The sequence below is a fragment of the Peteryoungia ipomoeae genome, assembly GCF_004912165.1.
Lineage (GTDB): Bacteria > Pseudomonadota > Alphaproteobacteria > Rhizobiales > Rhizobiaceae > Allorhizobium > Allorhizobium ipomoeae.
Genome location: NZ_STGV01000001.1, coordinates 26,253 through 39,736, shown reverse-complemented (window position 1 = coordinate 39,736; position 13,484 = coordinate 26,253). Strand labels below are relative to the sequence as shown.

The window sequence follows — 13,484 nt, the reverse complement described above, 5'->3', positions numbered from 1 at the left end:
GGGGCATTGCTGCCCCATCCCGTTTCAAAACATCGCATGTGCGGCGATCAGAACTCGCTCCAGTCCTTTGCGGGTGCCGCACTGCCCTGGAAGGCGCTTGCAATTTTGCGACCGAGCGACCGCGCCGGCGACTGGATCGGCCGGTTGGCGGCCGTGGCCGCGGCTGGCGTGAAGCGCTGTTCGACGGCGCCATGCTCCAGCTTGAACTGGGCCATCAGCTGACGCAGGACCGTGGCCTGTTGGGCAAGCCCGTGTGAGGCTGCTGTCGATTGCTCAACCATGGCAGCGTTCTTCTGCGTCCCCTGATCCATCTGGTTGACGGCCATGTTGATTTCCTGAAGGCCGGTCGATTGCTCGCGCGCCGACGTGACGATGGCGGCCACATTGCGATTGATCTCCTGAACCTGGGCAACAATCGCATCCAGCGCCTTGCCGGTCTCGTCGACCAGCGAGACACCGTTGCGAACCTGCTCGCCGGACGCCGTGATCAGGGCCTTGATCTCCTTCGCGGCATTGGCCGAGCGTTGCGCAAGTTCACGCACTTCCTGGGCCACGACCGCAAAGCCCTTGCCGGCCTCACCCGCACGCGCGGCTTCGACACCGGCATTGAGTGCCAGAAGGTTGGTCTGGAAGGCGATGTCATCGATGACACCGATGATGTTGGAGATCGAATCCGACGACTGCTCGATCTGCTGCATCGCCTCGACAGCGCGCCGGACCACTTCGCCGGAATGCTCGGCACTCTGCTTGGTATTGCCGACCAGCGCGCCGGCCTGCTCTGCACGCTGTGCGGAGTCCTTCACGGCCGTTGTCACCTGTTCGAGCGCAGCGGCCGTTTCCTCGACCGACGAGGCTTGCTGCTCGGTTCTCTTGGACAGATCGTCCGCTGCAGCCAGCATCTCATTGGCGCCGGCATCGATCGCGCGGGCATTTTCGCCAACGGACCGGAGAGTCTCGCTCAGCCGCTCGACCGACTGGTTGAAGTTCACCCGCAACTCGTCCAGCTGCGCTGCGAAGGACTGGTCGATTGTCGCCGTCAGGTCGCCGTTTGACAGGCGCTGAAGGCCCGAAGCCAGCTGATCCACCGCGAACTGCACTTCGGCTGCTTCGCGTGCCTTCTGCTCCTCGCGGGCCCGGCGTTCGGTTTCACTCAACGAACGGCTCTCTTCGGCCTGGCGCTCAAGGTTGGCGCGTTCGATTGCGTTGTTCCGGAATACGGAAACAGCAGCAGCCATTTCGCCGATCTCGTCGCGGCGACCACCATAAGGGATTTCCTTGGTGGTATCTCCCTGAGCCAACCCATTCATCGCAGCCGTAATCGCCGACACAGGGCGCACGATGCGCGCGAAGCTCAACAGCGCCGCAAAGGCTGCAATCAGCGAGCTGACAATCACCGCAGCGATGGTCGACGTGACGGCGAAACTGGAAATCTCGTCAGCATTTGCCAATGCAGCATTTGAAAGCTCGGCATTGGCGTTGAGCATTTCAGTCATCAAGCCGGCAAGGATCCGGGCATTCGCATTCATTGCACCGGTAAAGAGTGCCTTGGCCGCCGCCTCGTCGCCAGCCGCCTGGAATGCCGCAAGTTCCTGGCCCTGTCGGTCATAGTCGGCCATCGCCTTGCCCATGGCTTCAAATCGCGCACGGGTCGCAGGCAGGGTGATCATCGCCTCATAGGCTGAAAACGCTTTGTCCCGCTCCGCCTTTGCGGTCTCGATTGCTGCCTGCTGTGCACTCAGTTCGTCGCCCGGATCGGAGCTCAGAACAAGTGCGTAGTTGCGTCGCACATCGGCAAATGTCGTCTCCATATGGGTAATGCCAATGGTTCGCGGCAACCGCTCGCGGCCGATCACATCCACCTGTGCCCGGACATCGCCAATATATTTGACCGCCATGACGCCCTGACCAACGCCAAACGCGACCACCACGGCAAAAAGCACGGGTAGAAGCGTCTTGATTCTAATGTCTTTCATGAATTGTTTCCGTGAGAGAGAACGTCCCATCACACAAGTGTCCGCCCTGGCCATCGCGGAACGAACTGGACGCTTCATGTCCAAACTGTTGTGTTGCAAACAGCTATATTTGAAAAGCACTAAAGAATTTCTTTATCATAAAGGCATGGACGATAGACACACCCCCGTCAGTGATGGCGGGGGTGGCGCGTCTCGCCTGAAGCACTCTCGTTATTCGGCCGCAGCCTCTGTCTTGCCGGCCGAGGCTGCCTTTTCCGGATCTGCCTGATCGGCGAGGAAGCCGCCGGATTGACGGTTCCACAAGTCCGCATAGATCCCGCCATTGGCCACGAGTTCGAGATGCGTGCCCTCTTCGACGATATGTCCCTTGTCGAGCACGATCAGCCGGTCCATCTGCGTCAGCGTCGACAGGCGGTGGGCAATCGCGATCACCGTCTTGTCCTCGATCAGCTTGAACAGGCTCTCCTGGATCGCCGCCTCGACTTCGGAATCGAGCGCCGACGTCGCTTCGTCGAGGATCAGGATCGGCGCATCCTTGAGGAAGACGCGCGCAATCGCGATCCGCTGCCGCTGGCCGCCGGAAAGCTTCACACCCCGCTCGCCGACATGCGCATCGAGACCCTTCCGCCCCTGCTGGTCGGAAAGGGTTTGGATGAACTCCCAGGCATTGGCGCGCTTGGCCGCCTCCATCACCTCCTCATCGGTAGCATCGGGGCGCCCATAGGCGATGTTGTCGCGGATGGAGCGGTGCAGAAGCGAGGTATCCTGCGTGACGACGCCGACCAGCGCCCGCAGGCTGTCCTGCGACACCGTTGAAATATCCGTGCCGTCGATCTCGATCCTGCCCTTCTCCAGATCGTAGAAGCGCAGGAGCAGGTTCATCAGCGTCGTCTTGCCGGCACCCGAGCGCCCGACGAGACCGACCTTCTCGCCCGCCTTGATCGTCAGCGAGAAGTCCTCGATCACGCCCTTGTCCTTGCCGTAGTGGAAGCGCACGGCGTCATAGACGATCTCGCCGCGTGGGGCCGCAAGTGCCTTGGCCGCCGGCTTGTCGACAATGTCATGTGCCTTGGTCATCATGCTCATGCCGTCATAGACGGTGCCGATGTTCTCAAACAGCGCCGCCACTTCCCACATGATCCATTGCGACATGCCGTTGATGCGCATCGAAAGCCCGATGGCAACCGCGATCGCCCCGACCGTTACCGTGCCGTTCAGCCAGAACCAGATGCCGAGTGCGGCCACCAGGAACTGCACGACGGCATTGTTGATGTCGACGCAGATGTTGAGCAGCGAGATCTGCCGCATCTGCCGATGCACCGTGCCGAGAAAGGCATCCATGCCTTCGCGCGCATAGGTCTCCTCGCGGCCGGCATGCGAAAACAGCTTCACCGTGCCGATATTGGTGTAGCTGTCGACAATCCGTCCCGTCATCATTGATCGCGCATCGGCCTGCTCGCTCGAGAGCTTGCGCAGTTTCGGGATGAAGTTCTTGAGGATCAAGCCATAGATTACGATCCAGGCCACAAGCGGCACGCCGAGTCGCCAGTCGACGGCAGCGACCAGCGCCAGCATCGAGACAAAAAACGTCGTCGCGTAGACGAAAACGTCGATCAGCTTCATCACGCTTTCGCGGATCGACAGCGCCGTCTGCATGACCTTGGTCGAGACACGCCCGGCAAACTCGTTGGCGAAGAAGGTCATCGAGTGACGCAGCAGGAAGCGATGCATCTGCCAGCGCGCGATCATCGGGAAATTGCCCGCCAGCACCTGGTGCATGGTAACCGTATGGATCATGCCGAGCAGCGGCAGGCCGATCAGCAGAAGTGCCGCCATCCAGACAAGCATTCCGCCTTCCGTCTGCAGGAAGGTGTCCGGATTGGCATTCGACAGCCAGTCGACGATATTGCCGAGGAACTGGTAGAGCATGACTTCGGCGATGGCGATCAGGCCGGAGGCGAGCCCCAGCACCACCAGCCACCAGCGCGCCGCCTTGGTGTAATGCCAGCAAAAGGCCACAAGTCCCTTTGGCGGCAGGACGGGATCCTCGGAAGGATAGGGATTCAAGCGGTTTTCGAACCACGAGAACATGAACTTACTCCGTAATGGAAATGCGCGGCCCGACAGAGATAGGGTGTCGAGGCTGCACGCCAATTCAATGGGAAAAGCCTGATACGGCCACACGATGAAATGTCATGAGAAAGAAGGCGAAGGTCTCGCCGTCACGCCAGCCATGTATCGGCGCGGGGTGGCGTGTGAATGTCAAATCGATCCATCGATAGCCCTCCCGTCTTGCGTGTTGAACAGGTGGCTTTTGTAACGCCAAGAGGCGATTTTTGCCATAAGTCATTTGCACAGGGAACAGGCATTGCGCCCGACATGTTGCACTTGCGCCACACAGGCAACACCGTCGCCGACACGGTTGCCCACCACCTCCCGGATCGCCCCCTTGAGCGCCGCCCCTGCCCGGCGTATGCAACCGCCCATGACCGACCTTCGCATCGCCCTTTATCAACCCGATATTCCCGGCAATACCGGCACGATCCTGCGCCTCGCCGCCTGCCTCGGCCTGAAGGTCGATCTGATTGAGCCCGCCGGCTTCGTCCTTTCCGACAAGAACCTCAAGCGGGCCGGCATGGACTATCTCGCCAGCGTCGCACTGGTCCGTCACGTCAATTTTCAGGCCTTCGATGACTGGCGCCGCTCGGAAAACCGACGGATCGTCCTTGCTTCGACAAACGCCGCCCTGCCCTATACCGAAGCCTGTTACCGGCCAAATGACATCCTGCTCTTCGGACGCGAGAGTGCCGGCGTGCCAGACAGCGTGCATGATGGTGCGGATCAGCGCGTCCTGATCGAGATGGTCGACGGCCAAAGATCGATCAATGTCGCCATGTCCGCGGCCATGATTGTTGGCGAGGCGATCCGGCAGGTCCGGCTTCCCTCTCCTTGATAGCCGTTTGACCATCGCGCGCCTCCCTTCTTCCTTGGTTGAAAACGCAGGATCGAACCTCAAGTTTGATTGAGGTCAAGGCAGTACCCGCCAAAAGTTAATCTTATCAATTTGCGCGCATACGGCGCTTCAAGCATTGCTAATTCACCTGCAAGGCGGTATGCTGCATTGCAGCAAAATGGGAGATGAAGCATGTTTGAGACAGCATTCGCCCTTGGCCTGACGCAGTTTGCGCGGTCCTTGAGTTTTCCCGAGAGATTGAGCCACCGGCCCGTGCGCAATGCCGCCCTTGAGCCCTGGCGTCTTCGCAACACCAGCTTCGATGCACTCTACTACGACGTCAAAGCCTTGACCGCCGAGGAAGCCTTCTACGTCAGCGACTGCCTGGCGTCTGAAGGCATGATCATGATCGTGCCGCCCTCAGGCCATGGCATGCTGACGCTCTGCGAAAGCGTCGAGGAATTCAGGCTGCGCGGCGGTCGGGATGTCCATGCGATGGCAGTCGCCGGCATCGGCGGATCGGCCATTGGGGCTGCGGCCTTTGCCCGCAACGTCGCGGACGCGCTTGGCGCGCCCGTTGCAGCCGTCGTTTCCGGCTATGGCCTTGGCGATATCGTCAACGAGGCCATCGGCGGCGCCTTCCTGTTTGGCTGGATGGGCCATGTCCGCGGCAATCTCGAAGCGATCGACGACGCCGTGGGGCGCCCGAAAGTCGGCGCCTATAATCGCCGCGCGACCGATCCTGCAACGACCACCCGTCGCACCGGGCTCGACAGCGACACCGTGCTCTCCCTGCTGGAAGATACCCAGCTTAATTTCTCCTTCATTGCCGGCCATTCCCGCGGCAATCGGGTGATTGCGGATGCCCTTTATGGCCTAAAGCGCAACGACGCCGCACGTCTGGCGGCCCTTGCGGAAACCTGCCGCATCGTCACCTTCGGCGGCCGCATCAAGATGCCCGAGATCTTTGCCGACGTGATCGACGTCGTGGGAGAGTTCGATTGGTTCGGCGAGTTGAACTCGAGGCCGAAAATTCCAACCGATATCAAGGTCCCCTTCTGCGGCCACTCCACCAATACCGACATGCCGGGCTCGCTGCAGGTGAAGAGGATCCTGAACGGCATACTCGCAGACACGCGACTGAAAGAGCAGAGCGATCAGACACTTGCGCCGGAACCTGAAGCCAGCTTTGCATCGTCTCCAGCCGCTGAGGATATCATAGCGGATCCCGCAGAAACTGCGCCCACCGCCTTGCAGGCAGCCGAGCCGCCTTTGCCCGAAACCGACCTGATGCCAGCGGCAGCGGACACGTCAGAGGAGTTGAAGCTGGATGCGACAGAGGACCGGTCCGTCGTCGCCGATGATGAGCCGGCCATCGCCGAAACGCTCCCCGAGGAGAGCATCTCGGACGTGCCGGCTGCGAGCGCGCTGGTCGCCGCCGGTGATGATGCCGCAGATACCGGCGTCGTCCCTGCGGATACAGACCTGAATCAGGAGCAGGTGCCAGAACCCATGGCTTCCGCCAACCCTGCACCGACAACCAAACGACCCCAAGCGCCGCTTCCTGCGGGCAGAGCCAACGGCAAGCAGGTCAAACGCCGCCGTTGACAAATACGGAGGCGGCGGCACAGTCTGCCGCCGCTTCTTATGCCATATCAGATGGTTATAGGAAGAATTTCAACCCTTGCGACATCGAGGTATTCCCGATGTTCAGGCCGCTTGTTTGGAGCTGCGCCTGCGCCGTCTCGGCCATGCGCCGCACCGCAAGCTCACCCATGTCAGCATCCACCATCCGGCTGACATCGGCGTCGAGCGGCGACTGCCATGCGTCAAGGAAATCGAGATCACCGGAAATCTGCCCCTTTGTGGCGCTCACTTCGGCGCTGGCACCGACCATGTCGATCATCACCCTGTTAAGGGTGGTAATCATACCCTCAAGCTCTTCGCTCGTGGTTCGTTCATTGACCTTGATTTCGCGCGACTGGCTCGGATTGCTAAGCTCGGACTGTGCATCCAGAACAAAGTAATTGTAGTTCACGCCGCTCATGGTGGTACCGGCATAGGGACGGGTCAGCAGGCCGTCTCGTGCCTCGGCGCGCGACACCAATGTCGACTTCGCCGTATCGAAATCAATCATGTTGAGCGAGAGATTGCCGGCATTGTCACTGCCGACGGACGCCAGCATCGAGGCGACCTTGGGCATGCCGCCTGCCTCAACCTCCAGCCAGTTCTCGCCGCCAAAGCGTCCAGCTGCGGCAACATTCACAAGCTCGGCTTTCAATGCCTCGACCTCGCTGCCGATCGCCGCGCGATTGGAGCCCCCGGCCTTGGCCATGATCAGCTTCTGCTGCATCTGGGCGACGATGTCGGTGGCCTGATCCAGCCCCGAAGCCGTCGCATCGACCTGCGCGGCCGCCAGGCTATTGGCGTCCTGCACAGCGGTCAGCGACAGGTTTTCCGCCCGCATTGTGGTCGAGATCGACCAATAGGCAGAAGTATCGACCCCGCGTTCCGACCTGACCTCGGGCTTCGCAGCCGGTTGCACGCGCTCGACAGCGCTCGTCCCGATCCGCTGGGAAAGGGATTGCACCGCTGAGGGATTGTAGGAAACTGAAACCATCCGAGACCTGCCGCCTGTCATGTCGCATCAAGGATCGCCTCATGCGATCCGGAGTCATGCTCAAAGAATGGCAGCAAGCCTTTTCCGTTGAATTGATCATTTCATTATAATTTTAGGGTTTTTGCATTTCAAAAGGCGCTAATCGGACCATTTTTGTGCTTAGTCGGCGGAGGAAAGCCGGCGCATGGTGAACTCGATCCGATCGCCCTCCAGCTGTCGCCAGCTTTCCACTTCCGTCCAGTAGGCAGCCTTCGGAAAGGCATCGAACCATTGCCGTGCAATCTCGCGAGCTTCCTCGCGCGTCAGGCAATAGGTTTCGCGCACGAACGACGAACCCGTCACCCGGGCGCGGTGCTCTGCAATCCGCTTTTTCAAGCCGGTTAACGGCGGAGGTCCGGGTATCCTGGCCATGACATCCCTCGCAATGCAAAAACTGTAACGCGGCACGGATTGCTTGGCGAGTCGTTTCTCTTCTTGCAACCGCAGCCGGTGGCGATCCGGAATTGAACCTGCTAAGGAAAGCGCAACGCAAACAAGGGGAACGAGCATGGAGCGACCGGAACTGCCGAAGGGCCTGCCCGACGACATCGAGACCAAAAAGGCAGCGGCGCGCACCTGGTTCGAAAGCCTGAGGGACAGCATTTGCACCTCCTTTGAGACCCTTGAAGACGAGCTGACCGGCCCCTTGTCGGAACGGCCTGCCGGCCGCTTCGTCGCCAAGGACTGGTTACGCGAAGAGGGCCAAGGCGGTGGCGGCCGCATGTCGATGATGGAAGGCCGCGTCTTTGAGAAAGTCGGCGTCCACACCTCGACCGTACACGGCGAATTCTCGCCCGAATTCCGCCGGCAGATGCCGGGTGCCGACGAAGATCCGCGCTTCTGGGCCTCTGGCATTTCGCTGATTGCCCATCCGGTAAACCCCAATGTGCCAACGGTGCACATGAACACCCGCATGGTCGTCACCACCAGCCAGTGGTTTGGCGGCGGCGCAGACCTGACCCCGGTCCTGAACCGGCGGCGCGTGCAGGACGACCCGGACACCCTGGCCTTCCATGCAGCGATGCGCGAGGCCTGCGAGCGCCATCCGGGTGTTGCCGACTACCCTGCCTACAAGGAGTGGTGCGACCGCTACTTCTTTCTGCCGCATCGCAACGAGGCACGCGGCATCGGCGGCATCTTCTATGACTGGCTGCATCACCAGGCCAATCCCGGCGGCTGGGACGCCAATTTCGCCTTCACGCAGGATGTCGGACGCGCCTTTGCGGCAGTGTATCCTCAGATCGTGCGCAACAATATCAACACGCCCTGGACCGAGGCCGATCGCGACGAACAGCTTGTGCGGCGCGGTCGCTATGTCGAATTCAATCTGCTTTACGACCGCGGAACGATCTTCGGGTTGAAAACCGGCGGCAATGTCGAATCAATCCTGTCGTCCCTGCCGCCGCTGGCGCGCTGGCCCTGACGCAAGGTCAGCCCGACATTCCACCAGGGGTTGATCGCCCACCTGAAAAGATTGACCTGTCTTTTTCTGGGCTTAGCGCGCTCAACCTATTTGTGAAGCGCTTTGCGTTGTGCTTTGCGCTTTTTTCGCTCATTCTTGTTTAGCACGCACTATCGAGGAGGGATATGCGATGGCTTGGACGAACACAGCAAGAAGGATGCGTTTCGGTACCCCAACCGAACCACTGATCGAAAACCAGACACTCGTGGACCGCATGGCGGAGGAGCTGCGCGCTTCGAGTGACATAGGCCTGCCCCACTCCTATTTTGTCGAGCAGGTGCGCCTGGGATTGGCGGACCGCGACCTGACCGATCACATTGCAGCCAATGATGTCGAAGCAGGCAACTCCCGGCTTCGGCACGCCAGCAGCCCTTCAGTCTTTAATTCCTGGGCAAGGCCGGAATAGAGCTTCAAAGCTTGAAATCATAACGCCGGAATAGGCGATATCGAGATCCACCGCACAGTTGACCTCCGGCCCGCCTCCATGCGGGCCAGCTTTTTTCCAGTGCTGCACAGGTGCGGTGGGTGGTCTCCAGCACTGACACAGGAGGAAGATCCGATGAAACGCTTTGACTGCGGCACACTGGTGCCAGGTTGCGACTGGCATACGCGGGCGGAAGACGAGGCCGAAGTGGTTCGCCGTGCTGTTGAGCATCTGCGCGTCACCCACGGTGAAGAGGTGATCCGGCCGAGCATGGTCGACCACATCAAGCAGCGCGTCACCGATGTGCAGAAAACCGAAGCCTGAAGCCTGATCAGCGCGGCGCAGCCTCAGCCAACCGCGCCAGCAGCCTTTCGCGATCCAGGGTAAAGTTGGAGGCAATCCAGCTTTCCTCCAGCCGGGCCAGAATGTCCCCAACCTTTGGCCCGGCTGGAATGCCCGCAGCCAGAATGTCGGCGCCCTTGACCGGCATCACCGGACGTACAAATCCCTCCGCCCGCTTGAGCAGGGTCGAGAGCCGCGCAGTCTGCGCCATCGCCTTGGCATCGCCGTCCTGAGACCGCGTCCGGGCAGAGGCAAGTGCGAGCCTGATCACGGCGATCATCCCCTCCTTGCCGAACCGGTAGAGATCGCGATCGAAGGCGACATCGGTCACCGTATCCTGTGGCTTCGGTGTCTGGGCAAATTGCTGCAGGGCCAGGGCCTCGGCATTTGACAATCTCAGCCGCGACGCAAGACTTGCCATGCGCTCGCCATCCTTCGGCGTGATCGCCGCCAGCCGGAGCAGTGCATCCGGCGACCATCCAAGCGCCTGTTCGGTTGCAATCAGGCCGGGGATGGCGTCGATCCCCCATTTCTCGCTTTCCGGCAGGATCTCAGTGAGCACCCCGGACTGGCGCATCCACAACAGCGCGCGACCGGGATCACGGGCGTACAGGAGCTTCTTCAGCTCACTCCACACCCGCTCGGCAGACAGGCTTTTCAGCTGATCCCGCGCCCGGGCACAGGCTTTCAGCCCCGCGGCATCCGGCCTGCCGCTGCCGTAATAGGCAAAGAAACGGAAGAACCTGAGCACCCGCAGATAATCCTCGGCAATCCGCTGATCGGCCTCGCCGATGAAACGGATGGTCCGGCTCTCGATATCGGCAAGGCCGCCAACGAGATCGACCACCTCGCCGTCCTCCTTGGCATATAGCGCATTGATCGTCAGGTCGCGCCGTTCCGCATCCTCCTGCCAGTCGGCGCCGAAGGCGACCTCGGCGTGCCGGCCATCTGTTTCGACATCGCGACGCAGCGTCGTCACCTCGAAGGGCTCGCCGTCGACAACCAGCGTGACCGTGCCATGCGCCATGCCCGTCGGCACGCATTTGATCTCGGCATCTGCCGCCCGCTGGGCCACCTTCTCCGGCAAAAGCGTGGTGGCGAGATCGATATCGCCGATCGCAAGCCCCATCAGGCTGTTGCGCACCGCACCGCCCACGATCCGCGTTTCCGCGCCGTCGCTGTTGAGGAGCGTCAAGACACGCCTCAGATTGGGCGCCTGAAACCAGCTCTGGTCGGCGATGGTGGTCATGCATAGAGCCTTTCATACAGTGTCCGGATAATGCCGGCGGTAATGCCCCAGATATGGCGCTCGCCATAGGGCATGACGTAAAAATGCCGGACAGCCCCCTGCCACATGCGGCTGTCCTGGCGATGATTGGCCGGATCCATCAGAAAGGCCAGCGGCACCTCGAAGACGCTCTCCACCTCATGCGGATTGGGTCTGATGGTAAAGCCGGGCCTGATCACGGAAAGCACAGGCTGAATGCGAAAACCTGTGCCTGAGAGATAGTGCGGCAAGCGGCCAACCGTCTCGACGAAACACGGATCGAGCCCGATTTCCTCATGCGCTTCGCGAAGCGCCGCTTCTTCCGGCGAAGTGTCGGTCTCGTCAATGCCGCCACCGGGAAAGGCAATCTGTCCGGCATGTTTGCGCAGCTTCGTCGTCCGCTGGGTCAGGATGACACGCGCTTCATCGGGATCATCGATCACTCCCACGAGAACGGCTGCATCCTTCAACTGCAGTTGTTCGAGTGCCAGAATGCTGTCCCGATTGAGCACATGGTCACCATGATCGAGCCAGGCCTGGTCCAGCGGCGCCCCCAGTTGGTCGAGCGCCCTGCGTTTAAAATCAGAAGCAGAGAAGGAAGCGGCACTCATCGTGACAGGCGATCCAGCTCATCCGCCGGAATCACAGGAAAAATCTGATTGCCCGAGCGCAGACAGAACATCGCGCGCCCATCGACGTCGATCATCTCGCCCCGCTCGACGAGTTCATACATGACAGCCCGCGACAACAGCGCCTCCAGGCGCCCCCTGACCAGCACATAGGGCTTGAGCGCACCGGTATCTGCGGCAATCTCGAACCGCAAGGGATGGTCCGCATCCACTTCCACCATATCCCCGACATTGGTGCGGAAAAACAGAACCTGCGCACCGTCCCGCTCGACAGGGCTCATCTCCACCGCGATGAAGTGAGCATCCTCAACCCGGATGCCAACCTTTTCCACAGGCGTGACAAGATAGGTTTTGCCGTCCTCGTCCTTGCGCAGCACTGTGGAAAACAGTCGCACCAGCGCTTCCCGGCCAATCGGCGTTCCCATGTAGAACCAGCTGCCATCGGCGCGGATTTCCATATCCAGATCGCCGCAAAACGGAGGGTTCCAGCGCTCGACCGGCGGGAGGCTCGGCTTGCCTCCACTCTTCTGATCCGCAGCACGCGCAATCATTGCCGCAAGGCCGGCCGCGTCGGTCGAAGCTTTCAGCGTCTCGCTTGCCATAGTCGCGTCCCTGTTTCTTCTATAAGAATGACAGTCACGAGATAGTCATTCGAAACGTGCTTGTCAGCCGTCAAGTCGCCAATAAGTTAGTTTCATGAGCATCAGCACGCGCGAAAATGCGATTCGCCGCACGACGCAACCGATCGGAGCACACCATGGGCGTTATGCCAAATCCCGATGCCGCACTCGATGAGAAGGCAATCATCGCGCAGGCTGAAAAAGCGCTGCACGACATCGCCGCCATCCGCACCGAAGTGGCCAAGGTGATCTTCGGCCAGGAGAAGGTTGTTGAGAATACGCTGCTGGCCATTCTCTCCGGCGGCCATGCGCTGCTTGTCGGCGTACCCGGCCTTGCCAAGACAAAACTGGTGATGACCCTCGGCACCGTGCTCGGCCTGCAGGGCAACCGCATCCAGTTCACGCCCGACCTGATGCCCTCCGACATCCTCGGAACCGAGGTCATGGACCAGGACGAGACGGGCCGCCGCTCTTTCCGCTTCGTCAAGGGTCCGGTCTTCGCCCAGCTCTTGATGGCCGACGAGATCAACCGCGCCAGCCCGCGCACACAGTCGGCTCTGCTGCAATCAATGCAGGAATATCACGTGACGATCGCCGGCCAGGCCTATGACCTGCCCGCCCCCTTCCATGTGCTCGCCACGCAGAACCCGCTGGAACAGGAAGGCACCTATCCGCTACCGGAAGCCCAGCTCGACCGCTTCCTGCTGCAGGTCGACGTGCTCTATCCGGAACTTGCCGCCGAGCGGCAGATCCTGCTCGACACGACCGGCATCAATGAAGCCAAGGCGAATGCCGTCATCGACAGCGCCCGCCTGATCGAGATCCAGAAGCTCATCCGCCAGATGCCGGTCTCCGATGCCGTGGTCGATGCCATCCTGACGCTGGTGCGCGCGGCTCGTCCTGGCCACGGCAATGCCGAGACGGACAAGCATGTCGCCTGGGGTCCAGGCCCGCGTGCCGGCCAGGCCTTGATGCTCTGCGCCCGTGCCCGCGCGCTCTATGAAGGCCGTTTGGCACCGTCGATCGACGATGTCGCAGCTTTGGCAGAACCCGTGCTCGAACACCGCATGGCGCTCACCTTTGCCGCCCGCGCCGAAGGCATGACGGTCCGCGACGTCATTGCGGGCCTCGTCAAGACCCTGCACGGCTGAGGAA

13 protein-coding genes are annotated in these 13,484 nt (G+C 60.9%); 6 read left to right on the top strand and 7 right to left on the bottom strand.

The genetic code is table 11. The features are described from left to right. Positions 1-47 precede the first annotated feature (47 nt). Both FAA97_RS00195 and FAA97_RS00190 read right to left on the bottom strand, forming a co-directional pair. Positions 48-1,973, bottom strand: a complete 1,926-nt coding sequence (locus FAA97_RS00195; protein WP_136596523.1) for a HAMP domain-containing methyl-accepting chemotaxis protein — start codon at positions 1,971-1,973, stop codon at positions 48-50. Positions 1,974-2,183: 210 nt separating this feature from the next. Continuing rightward, on the bottom strand, positions 2,184-4,064 hold the full coding sequence (locus FAA97_RS00190) for an ABC transporter ATP-binding protein (RefSeq protein WP_136596522.1): 1,881 nt from the start codon (positions 4,062-4,064) through the stop codon (positions 2,184-2,186). Positions 4,065-4,458: 394 nt separating this feature from the next. On the opposite strand from FAA97_RS00190, the gene FAA97_RS00185 reads away from it, so the two are divergent. Together FAA97_RS00185 and FAA97_RS00180 are read left to right on the top strand one after the other, a co-directional pair. Then, positions 4,459-4,926, top strand: coding sequence for a tRNA (cytidine(34)-2'-O)-methyltransferase (locus FAA97_RS00185; protein ID WP_136596521.1), 468 nt, complete (start codon positions 4,459-4,461; stop codon positions 4,924-4,926). Between the two features lie 192 nt (positions 4,927-5,118). After that, entirely contained in the window at positions 5,119-6,534 is a 1,416-nt protein-coding gene (locus tag FAA97_RS00180; RefSeq protein WP_136596520.1) for a cell envelope biogenesis protein OmpA, read from the top strand. A 55-nt stretch (positions 6,535-6,589) separates the two neighbouring features. Here FAA97_RS00180 and FAA97_RS00175 read toward each other — a convergent pair whose 3' ends face one another. Both FAA97_RS00175 and FAA97_RS00170 read right to left on the bottom strand, forming a co-directional pair. Next, positions 6,590-7,546: a flagellin N-terminal helical domain-containing protein gene (locus tag FAA97_RS00175; RefSeq protein WP_168800879.1), complete on the bottom strand. Its 957-nt coding sequence runs from the start codon at positions 7,544-7,546 to the stop codon at positions 6,590-6,592. A 159-nt stretch (positions 7,547-7,705) separates the two neighbouring features. Beyond that, positions 7,706-7,957 (bottom strand): hypothetical protein, encoded by a 252-nt coding sequence (locus FAA97_RS00170; protein WP_136596518.1) that lies wholly within the window; start codon positions 7,955-7,957, stop codon positions 7,706-7,708. Positions 7,958-8,093: 136 nt separating this feature from the next. Here FAA97_RS00170 and hemF point away from each other — a divergent pair, with 136 nt between their 5' ends. The 3 genes from hemF to FAA97_RS00155 all read left to right on the top strand — a co-directional run bounded on the left by hemF (position 8,094) and on the right by FAA97_RS00155 (position 9,795). Further along, on the top strand, positions 8,094-9,008 hold the full coding sequence (hemF, locus tag FAA97_RS00165; RefSeq protein ID WP_136596517.1) for an oxygen-dependent coproporphyrinogen oxidase: 915 nt from the start codon (positions 8,094-8,096) through the stop codon (positions 9,006-9,008). Positions 9,009-9,204: 196 nt separating this feature from the next. Then, positions 9,205-9,453: a hypothetical protein gene (locus FAA97_RS00160; RefSeq protein WP_136596516.1), complete on the top strand. Its 249-nt coding sequence runs from the start codon at positions 9,205-9,207 to the stop codon at positions 9,451-9,453. A 153-nt stretch (positions 9,454-9,606) separates the two neighbouring features. Then, positions 9,607-9,795 carry a DUF1059 domain-containing protein gene (locus FAA97_RS00155; RefSeq protein WP_136596515.1) on the top strand — a complete coding sequence of 63 codons (189 nt, stop codon included), beginning with the start codon at positions 9,607-9,609 and terminating at the stop codon, positions 9,793-9,795. A gap of 7 nt (positions 9,796-9,802) precedes the next feature. On the opposite strand, the gene FAA97_RS00150 is transcribed toward FAA97_RS00155, so the two are convergent. Genes FAA97_RS00150 through FAA97_RS00140 form a run of 3 tightly spaced genes read right to left on the bottom strand, consistent with a single transcriptional unit; the run spans position 9,803 to position 12,311 of the window. Beyond that, a complete protein-coding gene (locus FAA97_RS00150; RefSeq protein WP_136596514.1) occupies positions 9,803-11,062 on the bottom strand; it encodes a CCA tRNA nucleotidyltransferase in 1,260 nt (419 codons plus the stop codon). Further along, positions 11,059-11,691: a CoA pyrophosphatase gene (locus FAA97_RS00145; RefSeq protein WP_136596513.1), complete on the bottom strand. Its 633-nt coding sequence runs from the start codon at positions 11,689-11,691 to the stop codon at positions 11,059-11,061. Before FAA97_RS00145 ends, FAA97_RS00150 begins: the two co-directional genes overlap by 4 nt. After that, complete coding sequence (locus tag FAA97_RS00140; protein ID WP_136596512.1) at positions 11,688-12,311, bottom strand: DUF1285 domain-containing protein; 624 nt, start codon at positions 12,309-12,311, stop codon at positions 11,688-11,690. Before FAA97_RS00140 ends, FAA97_RS00145 begins: the two co-directional genes overlap by 4 nt. 155 nt (positions 12,312-12,466) lie before the next feature. On the opposite strand from FAA97_RS00140, the gene FAA97_RS00135 reads away from it, so the two are divergent. Next, entirely contained in the window at positions 12,467-13,480 is a 1,014-nt protein-coding gene (locus FAA97_RS00135) for an AAA family ATPase (RefSeq protein ID WP_136596511.1), read from the top strand. Positions 13,481-13,484: the final 4 nt, after the last annotated feature.

Excerpts from the sequence above, each read along its gene's own strand:
- FAA97_RS00180 (WP_136596520.1), top strand. The coding sequence starts at position 5,119 with ATGTTTGAGACAGCATTCGCCCTTGGCCTGACGCAGTTTGCGCGGTCC.
- FAA97_RS00145 (WP_136596513.1), bottom strand. The coding sequence starts at position 11,691 with ATGAGTGCCGCTTCCTTCTCTGCTTCTGATTTTAAACGCAGGGCGCTC.
- FAA97_RS00140 (WP_136596512.1), bottom strand. The coding sequence starts at position 12,311 with ATGGCAAGCGAGACGCTGAAAGCTTCGACCGACGCGGCCGGCCTTGCG.
- FAA97_RS00195 (WP_136596523.1), bottom strand. The coding sequence starts at position 1,973 with ATGAAAGACATTAGAATCAAGACGCTTCTACCCGTGCTTTTTGCCGTG.
- FAA97_RS00190 (WP_136596522.1), bottom strand. The coding sequence starts at position 4,064 with ATGTTCTCGTGGTTCGAAAACCGCTTGAATCCCTATCCTTCCGAGGAT.
- FAA97_RS00175 (WP_168800879.1), bottom strand. The coding sequence starts at position 7,546 with ATGGTTTCAGTTTCCTACAATCCCTCAGCGGTGCAATCCCTTTCCCAG.
- FAA97_RS00155 (WP_136596515.1), top strand. The coding sequence starts at position 9,607 with ATGAAACGCTTTGACTGCGGCACACTGGTGCCAGGTTGCGACTGGCAT.
- hemF (WP_136596517.1), top strand. The coding sequence starts at position 8,094 with ATGGAGCGACCGGAACTGCCGAAGGGCCTGCCCGACGACATCGAGACC.
- FAA97_RS00135 (WP_136596511.1), top strand. The coding sequence starts at position 12,467 with ATGGGCGTTATGCCAAATCCCGATGCCGCACTCGATGAGAAGGCAATC.
- FAA97_RS00160 (WP_136596516.1), top strand. The coding sequence starts at position 9,205 with ATGCGTTTCGGTACCCCAACCGAACCACTGATCGAAAACCAGACACTC.
- FAA97_RS00170 (WP_136596518.1), bottom strand. The coding sequence starts at position 7,957 with ATGGCCAGGATACCCGGACCTCCGCCGTTAACCGGCTTGAAAAAGCGG.
- FAA97_RS00185 (WP_136596521.1), top strand. The coding sequence starts at position 4,459 with ATGACCGACCTTCGCATCGCCCTTTATCAACCCGATATTCCCGGCAAT.
- FAA97_RS00150 (WP_136596514.1), bottom strand. The coding sequence starts at position 11,062 with ATGACCACCATCGCCGACCAGAGCTGGTTTCAGGCGCCCAATCTGAGG.